The sequence below is a fragment of the Bacillus sp. S2(2024) genome, from assembly GCF_050474045.1.
Classification (GTDB): Bacteria; Bacillota; Bacilli; order Bacillales; family Bacillaceae_G; genus Bacillus_A; species Bacillus_A yunxiaonensis.
Genome location: NZ_JBFLUS010000003.1, coordinates 3,746,977 through 3,763,821, shown reverse-complemented (window position 1 = coordinate 3,763,821; position 16,845 = coordinate 3,746,977). Strand labels below are relative to the sequence as shown.

At 37.5% G+C, this 16,845-nt stretch carries 14 protein-coding genes, 1 pseudogene and 1 other annotated feature; of the genes and pseudogenes, 9 read left to right on the top strand and 6 right to left on the bottom strand.

The window, feature by feature from the left end; all coding sequences use genetic code 11:
- The first annotated feature begins 256 nt into the window (after positions 1 to 256).
- The 4 genes from AB1284_RS19030 (at position 257) to AB1284_RS19015 (ending at position 6,118) form a co-directional block, all read left to right on the top strand.
- On the top strand, positions 257 to 1,441 hold the full coding sequence (locus AB1284_RS19030; protein WP_429753449.1) for an MDR family MFS transporter: 1,185 nt from the start codon (positions 257 to 259) through the stop codon (positions 1,439 to 1,441).
- A 50-nt stretch (positions 1,442 to 1,491) separates the two neighbouring features.
- Positions 1,492 to 1,779, top strand: a binding site (T-box leader).
- A 65-nt stretch (positions 1,780 to 1,844) separates the two neighbouring features.
- Positions 1,845 to 4,253, top strand: a complete 2,409-nt coding sequence (gene leuS / locus AB1284_RS19025) for a leucine--tRNA ligase (RefSeq protein ID WP_429753450.1) — start codon at positions 1,845 to 1,847, stop codon at positions 4,251 to 4,253.
- Between the two features lie 75 nt (positions 4,254 to 4,328).
- Positions 4,329 to 5,677 (top strand): IS3 family transposase gene (locus AB1284_RS19020; RefSeq protein ID WP_429749199.1). Its coding sequence is split into 2 segments (ribosomal slippage): positions 4,329 to 4,785 and positions 4,785 to 5,677, totalling 1,350 coding nucleotides; the frame shifts between segments, so codons are not numbered across the junction.
- Between the two features lie 159 nt (positions 5,678 to 5,836).
- Complete coding sequence (locus AB1284_RS19015; protein WP_429753451.1) at positions 5,837 to 6,118, top strand: hypothetical protein; 282 nt, start codon at positions 5,837 to 5,839, stop codon at positions 6,116 to 6,118.
- Positions 6,119 to 6,476: 358 nt separating this feature from the next.
- On the opposite strand, the gene AB1284_RS19010 is transcribed toward AB1284_RS19015, so the two are convergent.
- From AB1284_RS19010 to AB1284_RS18995, 4 genes are all read right to left on the bottom strand, one after another.
- Complete coding sequence (locus AB1284_RS19010) at positions 6,477 to 6,905, bottom strand: HAD family hydrolase (protein ID WP_429753452.1); 429 nt, start codon at positions 6,903 to 6,905, stop codon at positions 6,477 to 6,479.
- Between the two features lie 128 nt (positions 6,906 to 7,033).
- The gene (locus AB1284_RS19005; protein ID WP_429753453.1) at positions 7,034 to 8,140 is read right to left on the bottom strand and encodes a Ger(x)C family spore germination protein; all 1,107 of its coding nucleotides are present in this window, start codon (positions 8,138 to 8,140) and stop codon (positions 7,034 to 7,036) included.
- Positions 8,116 to 9,210, bottom strand: coding sequence for a GerAB/ArcD/ProY family transporter (locus AB1284_RS19000; RefSeq protein ID WP_429753454.1), 1,095 nt, complete (start codon positions 9,208 to 9,210; stop codon positions 8,116 to 8,118). The genes AB1284_RS19005 and AB1284_RS19000 overlap by 25 nt, the downstream gene beginning before the upstream one ends.
- Before the next feature lie 16 nt (positions 9,211 to 9,226).
- Entirely contained in the window at positions 9,227 to 11,200 is a 1,974-nt protein-coding gene (locus tag AB1284_RS18995; protein WP_429753455.1) for a spore germination protein, read from the bottom strand.
- Between the two features lie 307 nt (positions 11,201 to 11,507).
- Here AB1284_RS18995 and AB1284_RS18990 point away from each other — a divergent pair, with 307 nt between their 5' ends.
- From AB1284_RS18990 to AB1284_RS18970, 5 genes and pseudogenes are all read left to right on the top strand, one after another.
- A complete protein-coding gene (locus AB1284_RS18990; RefSeq protein ID WP_429753456.1) occupies positions 11,508 to 12,632 on the top strand; it encodes an alpha/beta fold hydrolase in 1,125 nt (374 codons plus the stop codon).
- Between the two features lie 78 nt (positions 12,633 to 12,710).
- A complete protein-coding gene (locus AB1284_RS18985) occupies positions 12,711 to 13,016 on the top strand; it encodes a rhodanese-like domain-containing protein (protein WP_098306683.1) in 306 nt (101 codons plus the stop codon).
- Positions 13,017 to 13,147: 131 nt separating this feature from the next.
- The gene (locus AB1284_RS18980) at positions 13,148 to 13,369 is read left to right on the top strand and encodes a spore germination protein (protein ID WP_429753457.1); all 222 of its coding nucleotides are present in this window, start codon (positions 13,148 to 13,150) and stop codon (positions 13,367 to 13,369) included.
- Positions 13,370 to 13,387: 18 nt separating this feature from the next.
- Positions 13,388 to 13,687: pseudogene (locus AB1284_RS18975) on the top strand (hypothetical protein); the annotation flags it as partial.
- 527 nt (positions 13,688 to 14,214) lie between these two features.
- Positions 14,215 to 15,441 (top strand): YHYH domain-containing protein, encoded by a 1,227-nt coding sequence (locus AB1284_RS18970; protein WP_429753458.1) that lies wholly within the window; start codon positions 14,215 to 14,217, stop codon positions 15,439 to 15,441.
- Positions 15,442 to 15,597: 156 nt separating this feature from the next.
- Here AB1284_RS18970 and narI read toward each other — a convergent pair whose 3' ends face one another.
- Together narI and narJ are read right to left on the bottom strand one after the other, a co-directional pair.
- The gene (narI, locus tag AB1284_RS18965) at positions 15,598 to 16,296 is read right to left on the bottom strand and encodes a respiratory nitrate reductase subunit gamma (protein WP_429753459.1); all 699 of its coding nucleotides are present in this window, start codon (positions 16,294 to 16,296) and stop codon (positions 15,598 to 15,600) included.
- 17 nt (positions 16,297 to 16,313) lie between these two features.
- Complete coding sequence (narJ, locus tag AB1284_RS18960; protein ID WP_429753460.1) at positions 16,314 to 16,844, bottom strand: nitrate reductase molybdenum cofactor assembly chaperone; 531 nt, start codon at positions 16,842 to 16,844, stop codon at positions 16,314 to 16,316.
- Between the last annotated feature and the right edge of the window lies 1 nt (position 16,845).

The window sequence follows — 16,845 nt, the reverse complement described above, 5'->3', positions numbered from 1 at the left end:
TATTGAATGTTCATGAAATGATATTTTGAGGCGAAAAATCTTCGGGAATAATTTTTAAAATGTTCGTCCTCTTATATATTGATGTTACATAGAGAACTAATATTTTCAGATTGTGGTTGAAGAATTCCTATGAACACGATTTCAGCTCATTATCTGAATTTCACCAACTATTAATCATTTGCCTTCCTATCCAAAAACGACTACAATTTTACTGTTATTGAAGACCGAAAAAATAATAGAATAGGAGGGAAGAGGTATGCCAAGGCAAGTATGGCTATTAGTAGCTGGGATGATTATTAATGTCACGGGTGCTTCTTTTTTATGGCCTTTTAATACAATTTATTTACATGATCATTTAGGGAAGTCATTATCTGTGGCCGGAATGGTATTAATGATTAACTCGTTAACAGGAGTAATTGGTAATTTACTCGGCGGTGTTTTATTTGATAAATGGGGCGGATATAAGTCCATTCTAGTTGGTATTGTTATTACATTATTAGCGATTTTAGGATTGGTATTCTTCCATGGTTGGCCATTTTATGTTGTATGGCTTGCATTAATTGGATTTGGTTCTGGAATGGTTTTCCCGTCGATGTATGCGATGGTTGGGTCGGTTTGGCCAGAAGGCGGACGGAGAGCATTTAATGCGATGTATGTTGGACAAAACGTTGGGATTGCGATTGGAACAGCGTGCGGTGGTTTAGTTGCTTCTTATCGTTTTGATTATATTTTCTTAGCAAACTTTGTTTTATACTTTATTTTCTTCGTAATTGCTTTTATTGGATTCCGTGGTATGGAAGATAAGAGTGTAGAAGTAAAAGAAAAAACGAAAAAAGGTTGGTCACTTACACCAGGATTCAAGGCGCTTCTTATTGTATGTGTAGCATATGCTTTATGCTGGGTTACATATGTACAGTGGCAAGGAGCGATTGCAACGCATATGCAGGAGTTGAATATTAGTCTTCGTCATTATAGTTTATTATGGACGATAAATGGGGCGATGATTGTTTGTGCGCAGCCATTAATAAGTATGATTATTCGTGCGATGAAACGCTCTTTAAAACAACAAATTATGATCGGAATCGGTATTTTCGCAGTGTCGTTTATCGTATTAAGTCAAGCGCAGCAATTTTCAATGTTCCTTGTCGCGATGGTAACTTTAACAATTGGTGAATTATTTGTTTGGCCAGCTGTTCCAACAATTGCGAATATCCTTGCACCAAATGATAAACTCGGTTTTTATCAAGGTGTTGTAAATAGCGCAGCAACTGTTGGGAAAATGTTTGGACCAGTTGTCGGCGGAGCAATCGTTGATATATATAATATGGAAGTATTATTTATTGCAATCATGGTAATGCTTGTAATAGCCTTTATAGCAACGAGTATTTATGATAAACAAGTCAAAGTTGAAGAAACAGTTGAAGAAAAAATTGCAGTTTAGTTTGACGGAATATGTAACTTGTTTTAGAATATATTTTAAATAACTCATATGTAATAACAGTGATAAGGAGTAGTAGTAATAGAAGCTGGTTTAGAGAGTTGACGGTTGGTGCAAGTCAATCCAAGTTTCGTTATGAACTCGCCTTTGAGTTGCAGTCGTGAAAGAAAGTAGCGATTTGCCGTCTATCCACGTTACGGATCTAAGCGAATGTATAGTAGTGCTTGTTCAAAAATGTGGATAAAGAAATCGGGTAACGACCTTTACCAGACGTTTTGAACATCCTTTATGACATTAATTTAGGGTGGTACCGCGGGAATCTATAACCTCTCGTCCCTTTTCTGGGATGAGGGGTTTTTGTGTTTTTGGCGGTGAAAATATATAGAATTTGAATGGAGGGTGTTTAATGAGCTTCAATCATCAAGAAATTGAGAAGAAGTGGCAAGCGTATTGGGAAGAGAATAAAACATTCCGTACGCCAGATGAAACAGATAAACCGAAATTTTACGCACTAGATATGTTCCCATATCCATCAGGTGCGGGGCTGCACGTAGGACATCCAGAAGGATATACAGCAACGGACATTTTATCTCGTATGAAACGTATGCAAGGCTATAATGTACTTCATCCAATGGGATGGGATGCATTCGGTCTTCCAGCAGAGCAATACGCGCTTGATACTGGAAATAGCCCAGCTGAATTTACAGAGAAAAACATTAACACGTTCCGTAATCAAATTAAAGCATTAGGTTTCTCTTATGACTGGGACCGTGAAGTAAATACAACAGATCCAAACTACTACAAATGGACACAATGGATCTTCTTACAGCTATTTGAAAAAGGATTAGCTTACGTAGATGAAATCCCTGTAAACTGGTGCCCAGCACTTGGTACAGTACTTGCGAACGAAGAAGTAATCGATGGCGTGAGTGAGCGCGGCGGACATCCTGTTGAGCGTCGTCCGATGAAACAATGGATGCTTAAAATTACAGCTTATGCAGATCGCTTACTAGAAGACTTAGATGAGCTTGATTGGCCAGAAAGCTTAAAAGATATGCAGCGCAACTGGATCGGTCGCTCTGAAGGTGCAGAAGTACACTTCAACATCGACGGTACAGATGAGAAATTTACTGTATTTACAACGCGCCCAGATACATTATTCGGTGCAACGTACTGTGTACTTGCTCCAGAACACGCGCTTGTTGCAGAAATTACAACAGCAGAACAAAAAGAAGCAGTAGAAGCTTACATTGATTCTGTAAAAGCGAAAAGTGATTTAGAGCGTACAGAGCTTGCGAAAGAAAAAACAGGCGTATTCACAGGTGCTTATGCAGTTAACCCAGTAAACGGTGAGAAATTACCAATCTGGATTGCTGACTATGTACTTGCTACTTATGGAACAGGTGCTGTAATGGCAGTTCCAGCCCATGATGAGCGCGATTACGAATTTGCGAAAACATTTGACCTTCCAATGAAAGAAGTTGTAGAAGGCGGAGACATTACGAAAGAAGCACATACAGGTGATGGTGCACACGTTAACTCTGCATTCCTAGACGGATTAAATAAAGAAGAAGCAATTGCAAAAATGATTGAATGGCTTGAAGTAACAAGTGCGGGAAATCAAAAAGTAACATACCGTCTTCGTGACTGGTTATTCAGCCGTCAACGTTACTGGGGTGAGCCAATTCCAGTTATCCATTGGGAAGATGGTACAATGACAGCTGTGAAAGAAGAAGAATTACCATTAGTTCTTCCGAAAACAGAGAACATTCGTCCATCTGGTACAGGTGAATCACCACTTGCAAACATTGATGAGTGGGTAAATGTTGTGGATCCAGTGACTGGTAAGAAAGGTCGCCGCGAGACAAACACAATGCCGCAATGGGCAGGTAGCTGCTGGTATTACCTACGCTACATTGATCCAAATAATAGCGAAGCACTTGTAGATCCTGAAAAAGTAAAACAATGGCTTCCAGTTGATATTTACATCGGTGGTGCAGAGCATGCTGTACTTCACTTACTATATGCACGCTTCTGGCATAAAGTATTATATGATATCGGTGTGGTTCCAACGAAAGAGCCATTCCAACAACTATTTAACCAAGGTATGATTCTAGGTGAAAACAACGAGAAAATGAGTAAATCAAAAGGTAACGTTGTAAATCCTGATGATATCGTAGCAAGCCATGGTGCAGATACACTTCGTCTATACGAAATGTTCATGGGACCATTAGATGCTTCAATTGCTTGGTCTGAAAATGGCCTTGACGGAGCGCGTCGTTTCTTAGACCGTGTATGGCGTCTATTTGTTCAAGATAATGGTGAACTAAGCGAGAAAATTACAGATGCAGCAAAACAAAATCTTGAAAAAGTATATCATCAAACAGTGAAGAAAGTAACAGAAGACTACACAGAACTTCGCTTTAACACTGCGATTTCGCAAATGATGATGTTCATTAATGATGCATATAAAGCTGAAACACTTCCGAAAGAATATGTAGAAGGTTTCGTGAAAATGTTAGCGCCAGTTGCGCCGCACGTTGCGGAAGAACTTTGGAACAAGCTCGGACATAACGAAACAATTTCATATGTAAGTTGGCCAACATTTGATGAGTCTAAACTTGTAGAAGATGAAGTTGAAATCGTTGTTCAAGTCATGGGGAAAGTACGTGCGAAGCTAACAATGAAAAAAGACGCATCAAAAGAAGAAATGGAACAACTTGCACTTGAAGCAATTAAAGAACAAATTGAAGGAAAAACAGTTCGTAAAGTAATTGTTGTTCCTGGAAAACTTGTGAATATCGTAGCGAATTAATGGAAGAGAGCACCTAAAAGTGAACTGCACCCCAATTGTTAGACACAGTCTAACAATTGGAGGTGCAGTTTTTTTATGACAAGATACTCTTTAGAAACCAAGTTATCTGCCGTTACCGATTATCTTAACAGCGTAGAATCCTTTAAAGATATAGCTCAAAAACATTGTGTAGATATGACGATGTTAAAAAAATGGGTAGCTAAGTTTAAAAAACATGGATTGGCAGGTCTTCAAAAGACATATACAAATTACTCTGTTGAGTTTAAAATGGACGTACTTAAATTTATAAGCGAGATGGGAGCGTCCATCGCAGAAGCTACTACGGTATTTAATATTCCTACTTCTAGCACTGTGTGGAAGTGGAAACATTTATTTGAAACACAAGGGATTGACGCTCTTCAACCAAAGGAAAAGGGGCGTCCACCTATGAAAAAGAAGCCAGAGAACAATCAACAAGTAGAAGGATCAGAAGAAGCATTAAAAGCGGAAATTGAGAGATTACGTATGGAGAATGCGTATTTAAAAAAGTTACATGCCTTAATTCAAGAAAAGGAAAAGTCACAGAACAAGACAAAGCGCAAATAATTTATGAGTTGAGGCACGAATTTAAAATCATTGACTTAGTAAAAGTCGCTGATATTCCGCGCAGTACCTATTATTACTGGGTGAAACGAATGGATTGCCCAGATAAATATCACGAAGTGAAAGAAATGATCCAACAGATTTTTCATAAGCACCAAGGTCGATATGGCTATCGTCGTATTACATGGACATTACGCAATCAAGGTATCATATTAAATCACAAAACAGTTCGTCGCTTAATGAGCGAAATGAATTTAAAATCTCTTGTCCGTATGAAGAAGTATCGCTCATATCGTGGGAAAGTTGGTAATATTGCACCAAACATACTAAAACGTGATTTTGGAGCAACGAAACCAAATGAGAAATGGGTTACAGATGTGACAGAATTCCACATACATGGTGAGAAGTTGTATTTATCCCCGATACTTGATTTATATAATGGTGAAATTATTGCGTATAACATAGAGAAACGTCCTGTTTACCCATTAGTCTCAAAGATGTTGAATAAGGCTTTTCAACAATTAAAAAATGGTGAATTTCCTATCCTCCACTCGGATCAAGGATGGCACTATCAAATGAAGGAATACCAACATGTATTGAAAGAAAAAGGAATTACACAAAGTATGTCTCGTAAAGGGAATTGTTTAGATAACGCAGTCATCGAAAATTTCTTTGGCTTATTAAAGTCTGAATTACTCTACTTACAAGAGTTCGAAAGTATGGAACATTTTAAATTAGAATTAGAAAAATATATTCACTACTACAATCATGACCGAATTAAAACAAAATTAAAAGGAATGAGTCCTGTACAATACAGAACGCATTCCTCATTAGTTGCTTAAAATATGTGTCTAACTTTTTGGGTTCACTTCAAAGTAGGTGCTCTTCTTCTGTTTTCAAGGGGGTGGAAGAACTCAATTTTAGAAAAGACAAACACCCATTTCCTTTTTTTGCAATATGATAACATCGACACATTAAATTGTGAGGAAGAGGTGAACGAAATGAATTATAATGAACAGCGACAAATGATTAGTCCGTATGGTATGGGTGGATTTCCTACAACACAAGTAGGATACCATCCATATGGAGGATATCCTGGAGGATATCCTGGAGGATATCCTTATGGCTATCAACATGTGGGGTATCATCCATACCATCACCATTATGGCTATCATCATGTTGGTTATCATCCTCACCATGGCCATCATCATGGTTACCATCACGGTCATCATTATGGTATGCCGCATCAAGGCATGCCACATCAAGGTATGCCACATCAATAACAACAGATGAATGTAAGATTAGTCAACTATGGAAAAGGACGTTAGTGCCTTAAAGAAAATCTCCTTCTATGCAAGGAGATTTTTTATTTGGGAATGATAAAAAAAAGGGGGTGTATACATATGGGTAAAGGAAGAAGCAATAACGCTGGACAAAAACAACCGAACTTCGATGATTCATCTAATTTCTCTAAAGGGAAACAAAGTCAACAAACAGCACCGAAGAAGAAATAACAGAAAAGGAGCTATCTATATAGATAGCTCCTTTTCAAAGTATCAATATATCGACCGTTTTTCATCATATATCGGCATTTCGACACAATATAAAGACCCTTCGACGATATATAACATGATTTTGCTGCTATTTTCCTACTTTTTCAAGTGCTTCTTGACGCTGACGCTCAATTTCCGCACGAAGTTGTGGTTCTGGTGCTTCCCATCCTTCAGGTTTTAAAATTTTGCCGTCACCCTTGCGGAAACGTGGTTTACCGTCTGGGAATAATTTTGCCATGTTTGCATTGTTGACGATCTCAAAACCTTTATCAGGACGTACACCCATTTCTGCGAACGTTCCAAATGCAAAATAAATTAAGTCAATTAATGCATCATATTGATCTTCCACTGTATTTGCTTCTAAGAACTCTTCTAGTTCTTCCTGCATAAAGCTTGCACGAATTTTTGCGCGTTCTTCTGGTAATTTTGTTGGAGCATCAGCAATTGGGTGGCCGAATACTTCATGCATTTTCGCAACAAGCTCATATCCTTTATCTAAACCTTTTTCGTTTGTCATGTTGTTCATCCTTTCTCGTTCTTTGCCGACTTTTATTGTAACATGATTTACGTTAGGGAGGTTTAAATTCTGTTTTACCAAAAAAGATCCTCTTTCCAATTTAATTTTAGGAAAGAGAATCAAATTTTTTACTCAATAACGCCTGAATTTGTAATATCGACTGTAAATTTAACTTTTACAGGAACATCTTTGTACATTTTTTTCCACTCTTTTAACTTAAAAGGTCTGTAATGTTGTTTAAATTTGGCCCCTAAAGCAAGCGGGTCTGTACCAAGAGATTGAAATTTTTTAATTAATTTTACTCCATCTTTATTTAAGTTTGTTTCAATGTCCTTTCTTATTTTGTCTACATTTTTTTTGTTTTCTAAGTTGGCATGCTCCGAAATCTCTTGAATGCGAGCTTTCATTTTTACTTGAATAAAAAAGGAAGGCTTGCCGTCCTTTACATATACATGATAAGAAGGAGAAGAACGAATGTTGTTAATGATTGTATAGCCTAATTTTGTTTTAAATTCATGTGAATCCAATTCACTTTTTTCGAGCAGTGTTTTAAAAAGAAACATATCTTTTTCTTCTATTTTTCCTACGTACTTATCTTTTTGGAAAAGAGCCATACTTGTAATTTTAATGCTTTTCTTTTTCTTTTTTAATATAGGCATATATGTATCTTGCCCCTCACGGTAATAGCGAAAAGCTTGAAGGTGTAAATTATCTTTTGGTACTACCCCCGATTGCATATTATGTTCTAACATTTTTGTCATGTAAATTGCTACGTTAGCAGATGTGTTATATTTGCCTGATAGTAGTTTTTCACCTTCTGCGTTTCCGCCGCCTTCAAGGAGACCAACATATATTACATTACCAATATTGACATCACGAATAAGCGTATCAAGTATACTAGAGAGTCCTTTTTTAGCTAGTTTTTCGGTGAAAAGAACAACGCGCATTTGTCCGCTAGCAAGTGGTTTTCCAGATTCTAAAGAAGTTGTTATTTTAATTTGTTTAACTGTATTTCCGTATCCTTGAAGTATTTCTACTTTATTCCCTTTTCTTTGGATAGGATTAACTGAAGTAACTTTTACTCTTTTTTTGTTTGAATCTGTATCTGAAGTAACATCAAAAACAGCTCCTTGAAGGAGGCTAAGATCGTCAACGACGTTTTTGGGGACACATGCTGTTGTAAAAAGTAAGCATAAACTAAAAAGGAATATCACTTGCTTTTTGATGTTTTCCATTTGTTTTTCACCCACATTATAAGAAATAAAACCGGGATGTACACGTAAATCATCCAAAAATCTACTTTTGAGACCTGAGTAATAAAGTTATTAATATCGTGCCGTTCCGTTAGGAATTGTGAAATAATGACGGTTAAAAATAATAAGGAAATTAATATGTATTTCTGCTTTATGTGAAATAGTTCATAAAATCCTCTTGTTGCACCCCATAAGGGTAGGATGAAACTTGTAATTGCAATGATTGCGTAGCCGGAGATGGCGATATATTCTAGACGTTCAATAAAAGGAAGACGAATTACTTGTGTGATAGATAGCTGTGACCAAATTGTTTTTGATAATTGTTTTTCGCTAAAAAAAGCAAAAGCAAGAATGGCACTTAGTAAAAATAAAAAGTTAGAAAACAAAACGCCATATTGTGCAAATTTATGAGATTTTTCCGGAGTTTTGATAAAAGGATATATCATCAAAATGAGTTCGAAGCCAATCATTGTATAAGTCGACGCTTGAGCTGATTTTAAAATATCCCCAAAAGAATGAGAGAATATAGGTAGTAGGTTTCCCAAATTAGCGTATTTAATGGTTATAAACAGCATCATGATATATCCGCATGTAGCGACAACAGAAACAACACAAATACCAGTCATAACTCGAAAGCCAGATGAGATAATGTAATAACTAAGTATGCATAAAAAGATTGTTAGTTTCCATGTAGCTGCTGTTGGGAACATCCAAACTTGAATAATTTCTACATATGTGCGTATAACGGATACGCTGTCTAGAAAGAAATATGTAATAAACATTAGATTGAATGCATTTCCTAGCCATTTTCCAAATATATTTTGGTGTACTGTAAGCAAGTTTCCGTTTGCGTTTCCTAATAGACGATACATCATCCACATAAGAATGTGAACGCCTATCCCTGCAATAATTACACCCATCCATGCATCATATCCGGTAGCTTTTGCAATAATACGTGCAAATCCGAGAACCCCAACACCGAATTGAGCACCATGGATTAAGAAAAAAACAAAAATGGGAGATACTTTATAATTTGTTTTAACTGTACTCATATGCTCTCCTCGTTTCTTACTCATCAAAATCTGTCATGCGTTTTTGAAACACTTCTTTTACATAACGACCGACATGTTGCGGCCTTGCTTGAATATCGCGCGTATCTCTTTTAGATAAGGGAAGTTGTATAAGTGAGTCTTTTATTGACTGTTTCCGAAATGGATAAAAAAGTCCATACGGTTTTCGAAGGGACGATAGCCGAAAAAGTCGCGTTAAAAGAAAGATAAATCCTACCGAAATTCCTAAAAGTCCCCATAGCTCGGCAAGTATGAGAAATGGAAACCGAAGTATACGAACAGCATTGCCCATCTTATAAATCGGTGTAATAAATGATGCTAGTGCAGATAAGGCGACGATAATTAACAAAATATTGCTCGTCAATCCTGCTTGTACCGATGCTTGTCCGATAACGATACCACCTACAATACCGAGCGTTTGTCCGACTTTCATTGGTAAACGTGCTCCTGCTTCACGGAGAAGATCAATGGCTAATTCTAGAAAAATAGCCTCTATTAAAGGCGGGAATGGCACTTGGGCCCGTGATAAAATTAATGTCTCCAGCAAATCACTTGGAATCAATTCGTAGTGATAACTAAGTACCGCTACATATAGAGGCGTTGCAGCAATTGAAAAAATAATTGCCATAAAACGTAATAAGCGAGAAAAGGTTGCATAAAACCATGACACACTGTAATCCTCAGGCGAGATGAAGAAATCCAGTAGAGATACAGGTGCTAATAAAATATTTGGTGCACCATCGACAAATATAGCAATTTTTCCGTCAACGAGCCCGCTGCTCACACGGTCAGCACGTTCTGTAGTAATAAAAGTTGGAAAAATAGATGTATCGCCCATTAGATGAGCAATATAATTGCTATCATTAATTTGGTCATATTGAATTTTGTTCAGGAGATCTTCCAAATATGCGACGGTTTCTTTTTCTGCTAAATTATCCAAATACATCATTACAACCTTTGTTTTTGAAAATTCTCCAATCAGCAATTCTTTTGTTTTTAATTCCAGAACGGGCAACCGTTTACGAACAAGGTTAATGTTTGTATCGATATCCTCTACAAATCCTTCTTGAGGTCCAGTAACGGTTGATTCGTTTAATGGTATACTGGGTAATCTGTATTTCTCAATTGCGATGTTTGCAAGTAGACATTCAGTATCATGCTCCTGCAGTTGAACAATAGCATGACCTTTTAAGACCATTTCTTCAATTTTTTTTACGTCACTTGTAATGGTAAGGCCGCTTATTGGAACCATCGCTTTTACTTCTTCTAGTGTTGGCGCAGTATGATGTAATAAAGCAGGCATTAAATAATTTTGTAATCTCATACCATCCATTGATGTACGAAAATACGAAATCCAATAAGGCTTAGCTGGATCTTCAGAAGTATGATAGCGAACAAAATCGCTTGATTCTTGTAATTTTTGCAGAAGTTCTTGTAGTGAATGAGCTGTTTCATGCTCTGGCTTACTAAAATCGAAAATGCCATTTTTACTTTGTTTGGAATATTGCTTGTTTGGTTGTTGCTTATTTGCTTGAGTTTGTTGCTGCTCTGGTTGTTGCTTACTTGCTTGAGCTTGTTGCTGCTCTGGCTGTTGCTTATTTGCTTGAGCTTGTTGCTGCTCTGGCTGTTGTTTACTTGCTTGAGCTTGTTGCTGCTCTGGCTGTTGCTTACTTGCTTGAGCTTGTTGCTGCTCTGGCTGTTGTTTATTTGCTTGAGCTTGTTGCTGCTCTGGCTGTTGTTTACTTGCTTGAGCTTGTTGCTGTTCTGGCTGTTGTTTACTTGCTTGAGCTTGTTGTTGTTCTGGCTGTTGTTTACTTGCTTGAGCTTGTTGTTGTTCTGGCTGTTGTTTACTTGCTTGAGTTTGTGATTCCGGCTGTTGCTCCGTTTGCTTAGTTTGTTGCGTGCCTTTCATTTGTTCCGTCTTTGTTGCATCTGTACTGTTCTTTTTTCTATGAAACCATTTGAAAAACATATGTATTCCCTCTTTATCCAAATAAGATAACTTTAGTCTGTGGGAATTTTTATATATTATGCACATATTTGTATTTGGGGAAGTGAAACAGATGGCTTGGTTATGATAGAAGGAAATCATGTTCTATCGTACGAATAAATAATTAATGATGACGTATGTGTATTCTTGTAACAAAGGATATATTTGCAGCGGCTTTTTCTGATATGTTACTAAAGAAAGGCCGTTTTCTTTTTTGATTTGTCTTCAGTATCACACTTTGTTTGTATGAAAAAAATGAAAAAAGGTGTTACGCAAGGAGGGCAAACTGGTGTTATATGTAGAAAAACAAGAATTCAGATTAAAGAAATTTACATTTGAAAACGGTGCGTCCATTCCAATTCAAATTGGTTATGAAACATACGGTAAGTTAAACCGAGAAAAGTCGAATGCGGTTTTAGTATGTCATTATTTTAGTGCAACGAGCCATGCAGCAGGAAAATATACAAAGCAAGATCTTTTGCCAGGTTGGTGGGATGAGTTAATCGGACCAGGAAAAGCGATCGATACAAATAAATATTTTGTTATTTGTACGGACAATCTGTGTAACGTGCAAGTGAAAAATCCCTATGTTATGACAACAGGGCCAAAGACGATAAACCAAGAAACAGGTGCAGAATATGGAATGATTTTTCCCGTCTTCACGTTTCTTGATATGGCTCGTATTCAATATGAATTAATACAGCATATGGGGATTGCTAGATTGCATACCGTGATTGGTCCATCAGCTGGAGGCATGATCGCACAGCAATGGGCGGTTCATTATCCACATATGATGGAGCGAATGATTGGTGTCATTACAAATCCGCAAAATCCAATTGTGACGGCTGTTAATGTTTTGCAAAATGCAATAGATGCAATTCAATTAGACCCAGCTTGGAATAAGGGGGATTACGGAGGGAAGCAACCGGTGAAAGGACTGCATATGGCCGCTAAAATGATGTTTATAAACGCATTTGATGCGCATTATTATGAGACGACATTTTCGCGGAGCTATGCAGAATCTGCGCCTTATCAAGATTTCTTTACATTAACTTCATTTGAAGAAGCAATTCATGAAGTAACATTACAGAATATTGCATTTGTCGATGCAAATTCATGGATGTATACAGCAAAGGCAACGTTATTACACGATATTGCTCGCGGTTTTTCTTCATTAGAGGAGGCGCTTCGCCAAGTAGAAGCGAGTGTTCTTATGATTCCTTGTAAACAAGATGTACTCCAGCCTTCTCGTTATAATTATGAAATGGTTGAATTATTGAGGAAGAATAGAAAATTTGCAGAAGTATATGAGATTGAAAGTATATATGGACATATGGCAGGCGTGTTAGAGACGCATTTGTTTGCTAAAAAAGTACATCAATTTATGAATCAGCAAATTTCAAAGGTTCTCTAATGAGACTTGGGCACATATCTTGTTTTCTAGCTGTTGCATGCTAAAATTGAGAATGAATCGAAAGAAGGAGGCAGTTCCATGTCTGAAATTAAAACAATTATGCCACAAGAAGTACAAGAGCGTTTAGAAAAAGGGGAAACGTTATTTTTAGTAGATGTACGTGAAGATGAAGAAGTAGAATACGGGAAAATTCCAGAAGCGGTTCATATTAAAATGAATGATATTCCGCATAAAGTAGACTTCTTTGATAAAGAAAATGAATACATTTTTATTTGTAGATCAGGTGTACGCAGTGAAAATGTTTGTCATTACCTAAATGAACTAGGTTATAAAACAGTAAACATGGTTGGCGGCATGATGCAATATGAAGGTGAAATAAAATAAAGTGAAACTTCCATCAGGGGGATCCCTGTTAGGAATAATTTTTTAAAACTTGAAACGCGTCCGTTTCAAGTTTTTTTCTTTTGCATACAGTGTAGAAAGAAAGAGATATTGCTAAGGAAGGTGGCTTACGGATGAATCCACTTATTCGAAAAATTAAAGTTATAAACAATACGGGACCAATCAATATGGGGAATTATTATGATCTTTCTCCGTTTATTGTGGCGAAGATATTTAGTGGGGCTGGTGGATCAAGCAGTGCTAGATTGTTAAATGGGAAGGTAACGCCATTGACAGCACCACGGGGTAACACTGAATTTACTTCGGCGGAAATAAGTTCAACAGCAGGAGTGTAATAGAAAGGTTGTATAAAGATGGGAGCTTGTATTAAGGAGTTTGTTATTGTAAATAATTCTGGGAATATTTTCACAGGAGATAATTTGCGGGATACTTCGTTTGTTGCAACGAAAACATTTACTGGATCAACAGGACCAACATGTATGGATGTTGTAGTCGTTATCGGAAATACAGCTGAAGTTTGTCTGAAACCCGGAGACACAATTACAACAACTATTACACGAGGTAGCACCTTGACAGGTGCTGCTGCAAGTAGTAGCGGGATGACAGGTGCTTTACCGGGGGCTCAAAATAGCAGTGGGATGACCAATACTTCACAGGCAGCCCAGAATAACAGCGGTATGACAAGTACTTCACAGGGAGCACAGAATAGCAGCGGAATGACATGTGCTTCACAGGGAACTACGAATAGCAATGGGATGACAAGTGCTTTACCGGGGGCTCAAAATAGTAGTGGGATGACAAGTACTGTACAGGGAGCTCCGAATGTGGAGCGTACAGATTGTATAGTAGAATAAGGAAAAAGCATTCCTTTCATCGGAATGCTTTTTCGTTTTTGTAAAAACATGTATTCCGTACTAACAGGCAGTAAGATCCTCACCCATGGAAGTTTCACTGTATGATGGATATTTAACTTTACTATTATAATAGATGATCGAGAATAAGATAGGAATGCGAATTATGGTTAATCATATTATGTGTGAAAATTATTGTAGAATAAGGATAATCCATTATTTCTCTTATTCGGATGTATAGTTAATGGTAAAATAAATATTTATTACTATTATTTGGATGTAATATAATGATGATTGATACATAGAAAAATAGAAGGGGAAGGGAAGCTATGAAAAAAAATATGAAAGCGTTAGCTATGGCACTTGGACTAACTATTGTTGGATCAACGACATCTGTATATGCAAGTCCTGGTGGATTAGATGCAAACGGAGGGCATCATTGTTATACAAACTGTGCGAAATATGGACTTGAAACAGGCGAATATCATTATCACAATAACTGGAAACAGGATAATGGAAAATGGTATTTCTATGACAAGGATGGTACAAAAGCGAAGGGTTGGAAGGCTATTAATGGTACGTGGTACTATTTTTATAGTAATGGCCAAATGGCAGCCAATACAACGATTGATGGTTATGTACTTGGTGCTAACGGTGCGATGCAACAAGCGCAAACAGTACAAACGGGGTGGAAACAAAACGGTTCTGTATGGAATTACTACAATGAAAACGGCGTGAAACAAACAGGCTGGAAACAAATAAGTGGCGTGTGGTATTACTTCAACGGAAACGGAGTAATGCAAACAGGCTGGCAACAAGTAGGAGGCGCGTGGTACTACTTCAACGGAAGCGGAGCGATGCAAACGGGCTGGCAACAAGTAGGCGGCGTATGGTATTACTTCAACGGAAGCGGAGCAATGCAAACGGGCTGGCAACAAATAAGCGGCGAATGGTACTATTTCAACGGAAGCGGAGCAATGCAAACAAATTGGCAGGCAATTAGCGGCGCATGGTATTACTTCAACGGAAGTGGAGCGATGCAAACAGGCTGGCAACAAGTAAGAGGCGCATGGTACTACTTCAATGGAAGTGGAGCAATGCAAACAGGCTGGATTCAAGATAACGGTAAGTGGTACTACTTAGCAAGTGACGGTATTTGGGATCCGAATGGTCTTACCGAATATCAAGGGGCTTGGAGTAATGTTGACCTGCCAGCAGAGATTGAGAATTGGAATAAAATTCCAACGAATCTAAGTACAGCAATTAATTTTATATCTGGAAATGAGGCAGGTGTTGCAGTAGCTTACACGTCACAAGGGGCTATACAGCATGCTGCAGCTTATGACACTGTAACATTCCAAAATAATAAAGCAGTCTTGAATTTTGAAAATGATGGATGGGGACATTCTGGTAAGATTGAAATTACATTAAAAGATAATAAAGTATACTTAAATATTTCAATAAACTCAGGAGGCAGTAGTGCATGGGGGCTTCCATCAGGTCAGTATACTTTAACGCATCATTATGACTTTGACGGAGGAGAAATTACAAAATAATGAAGTGAAAATGAAAGATGAAATAGCACCTAATCATGGAAAGATGAGATAGGTGCTATTTTTTATCCAGCTATTTTTAGGCAGCTTTCCATCAGTGGGGGATGAAGAAAACCCCACTGATGGAAGTTTCACTTTATCGCATAAAACTGTTGCTGGTTAAAATTTTATTTCGTTAGACTCTATCGGTTTTCTTTTTCGATAAATAACATAGCTGCGTCGTAAATATTTCACGGGAACGCTAAAGACATGAACGAGTCTTGTGAATGGCCATGTTGCAAATAGTCCCATAGCAGAAACGATGTGAATTTTAAACCAAATTGGTACCTCTGCCATATACTCGGCTTTAGGCTGGAAAATAAAGAGGCTGCGGAACCATGGGCCAATCGTTGTTCGATAATCAAAACCGTTTGAATCAATATTTAAAAATGTAGAAGAAAGTCCTGCGAGCATTACGATGAGCAACAAGACGAGAGCAATGTAGTCTCCTGTTGTACTTGTTGCGATAATACGTTTTACGGTAAAGCGGCGATACGTTAAAATGAATAATCCGATTACAGAAGCAATACCTGCCGGAAGGCCGAAACCGATTGCCATTATATGATACGTATGCTCAGAAATGCCGAGGGAACTATAGACGGATTCGGGGATTAAAATTCCCATGACATGCCCGCCAATTACGAACATAATACCAAAATGAAACAATAAACTGCCGATTCGGAGCATTTTCTTCTCTAATAGTTCACTAGATTTTGATGTCCAACCAAATTGATCGTAGTTGTATCTAAAAATATGCCCGCCAATGAAAATGACTAAAATAATATATGGAAAGAGTACCCATAAAAATTGATCCATCATCTTTGCTGTACCCCTTTCTATTGTATTTCATATTGCCATGCACCAATAGCAGTAAGGATGCATCGGACAATTGGTTCGTACATATTGTTTGCGTCTTTTAATTGTTGATGCAGTGCTTCAATATTGTTTTCATATTTTTTCATAATCGGCTCACTATCTTCTTCCACGGCATTTGCGAGAAACTCTAACATAAGCGGTAAATAATCAGGCAGTTCTTTATCTGTTACAGCGAAGCCTGCTTTTTGATAGTGTTGTTTTAGTTCTAGAAGTTCAATTCCTCGTTCTCGTTGTTCACCAGTATTCATGTAAGTAAGATACATATTTGTTTTTTTGCCAAAATCAAATGTATATACATATGCTTCAATTAATTCATCATTTGTTTTTTGCTTCGCCTGTTCGATAAATGTTGTAAGGGTAGTGCGAATTTCCTCATGTTTGATGTTCTGCATATCATCCTGTAAATAAGGAAGTGCTTCTCTCCATTCTTGTTCAGGATAGGAGAGAAGAAAGGAAGAACAAGAAAAAGCTGTTTGTAAACTTTGTTTCATA

Excerpts from the sequence above, each read along its gene's own strand:
- AB1284_RS19030 (WP_429753449.1), top strand. The coding sequence starts at position 257 with ATGCCAAGGCAAGTATGGCTATTAGTAGCTGGGATGATTATTAATGTC.
- leuS (WP_429753450.1), top strand. The coding sequence starts at position 1,845 with ATGAGCTTCAATCATCAAGAAATTGAGAAGAAGTGGCAAGCGTATTGG.
- AB1284_RS19015 (WP_429753451.1), top strand. The coding sequence starts at position 5,837 with ATGAATTATAATGAACAGCGACAAATGATTAGTCCGTATGGTATGGGT.
- AB1284_RS19010 (WP_429753452.1), bottom strand. The coding sequence starts at position 6,905 with ATGACAAACGAAAAAGGTTTAGATAAAGGATATGAGCTTGTTGCGAAA.
- AB1284_RS19005 (WP_429753453.1), bottom strand. The coding sequence starts at position 8,140 with ATGGAAAACATCAAAAAGCAAGTGATATTCCTTTTTAGTTTATGCTTA.
- AB1284_RS19000 (WP_429753454.1), bottom strand. The coding sequence starts at position 9,210 with ATGAGTACAGTTAAAACAAATTATAAAGTATCTCCCATTTTTGTTTTT.
- AB1284_RS18995 (WP_429753455.1), bottom strand. The coding sequence starts at position 11,200 with ATGTTTTTCAAATGGTTTCATAGAAAAAAGAACAGTACAGATGCAACA.
- AB1284_RS18985 (WP_098306683.1), top strand. The coding sequence starts at position 12,711 with ATGTCTGAAATTAAAACAATTATGCCACAAGAAGTACAAGAGCGTTTA.
- AB1284_RS18980 (WP_429753457.1), top strand. The coding sequence starts at position 13,148 with ATGAATCCACTTATTCGAAAAATTAAAGTTATAAACAATACGGGACCA.
- AB1284_RS18970 (WP_429753458.1), top strand. The coding sequence starts at position 14,215 with ATGAAAAAAAATATGAAAGCGTTAGCTATGGCACTTGGACTAACTATT.
- narI (WP_429753459.1), bottom strand. The coding sequence starts at position 16,296 with ATGATGGATCAATTTTTATGGGTACTCTTTCCATATATTATTTTAGTC.
- narJ (WP_429753460.1), bottom strand. The coding sequence starts at position 16,844 with ATGAAACAAAGTTTACAAACAGCTTTTTCTTGTTCTTCCTTTCTTCTC.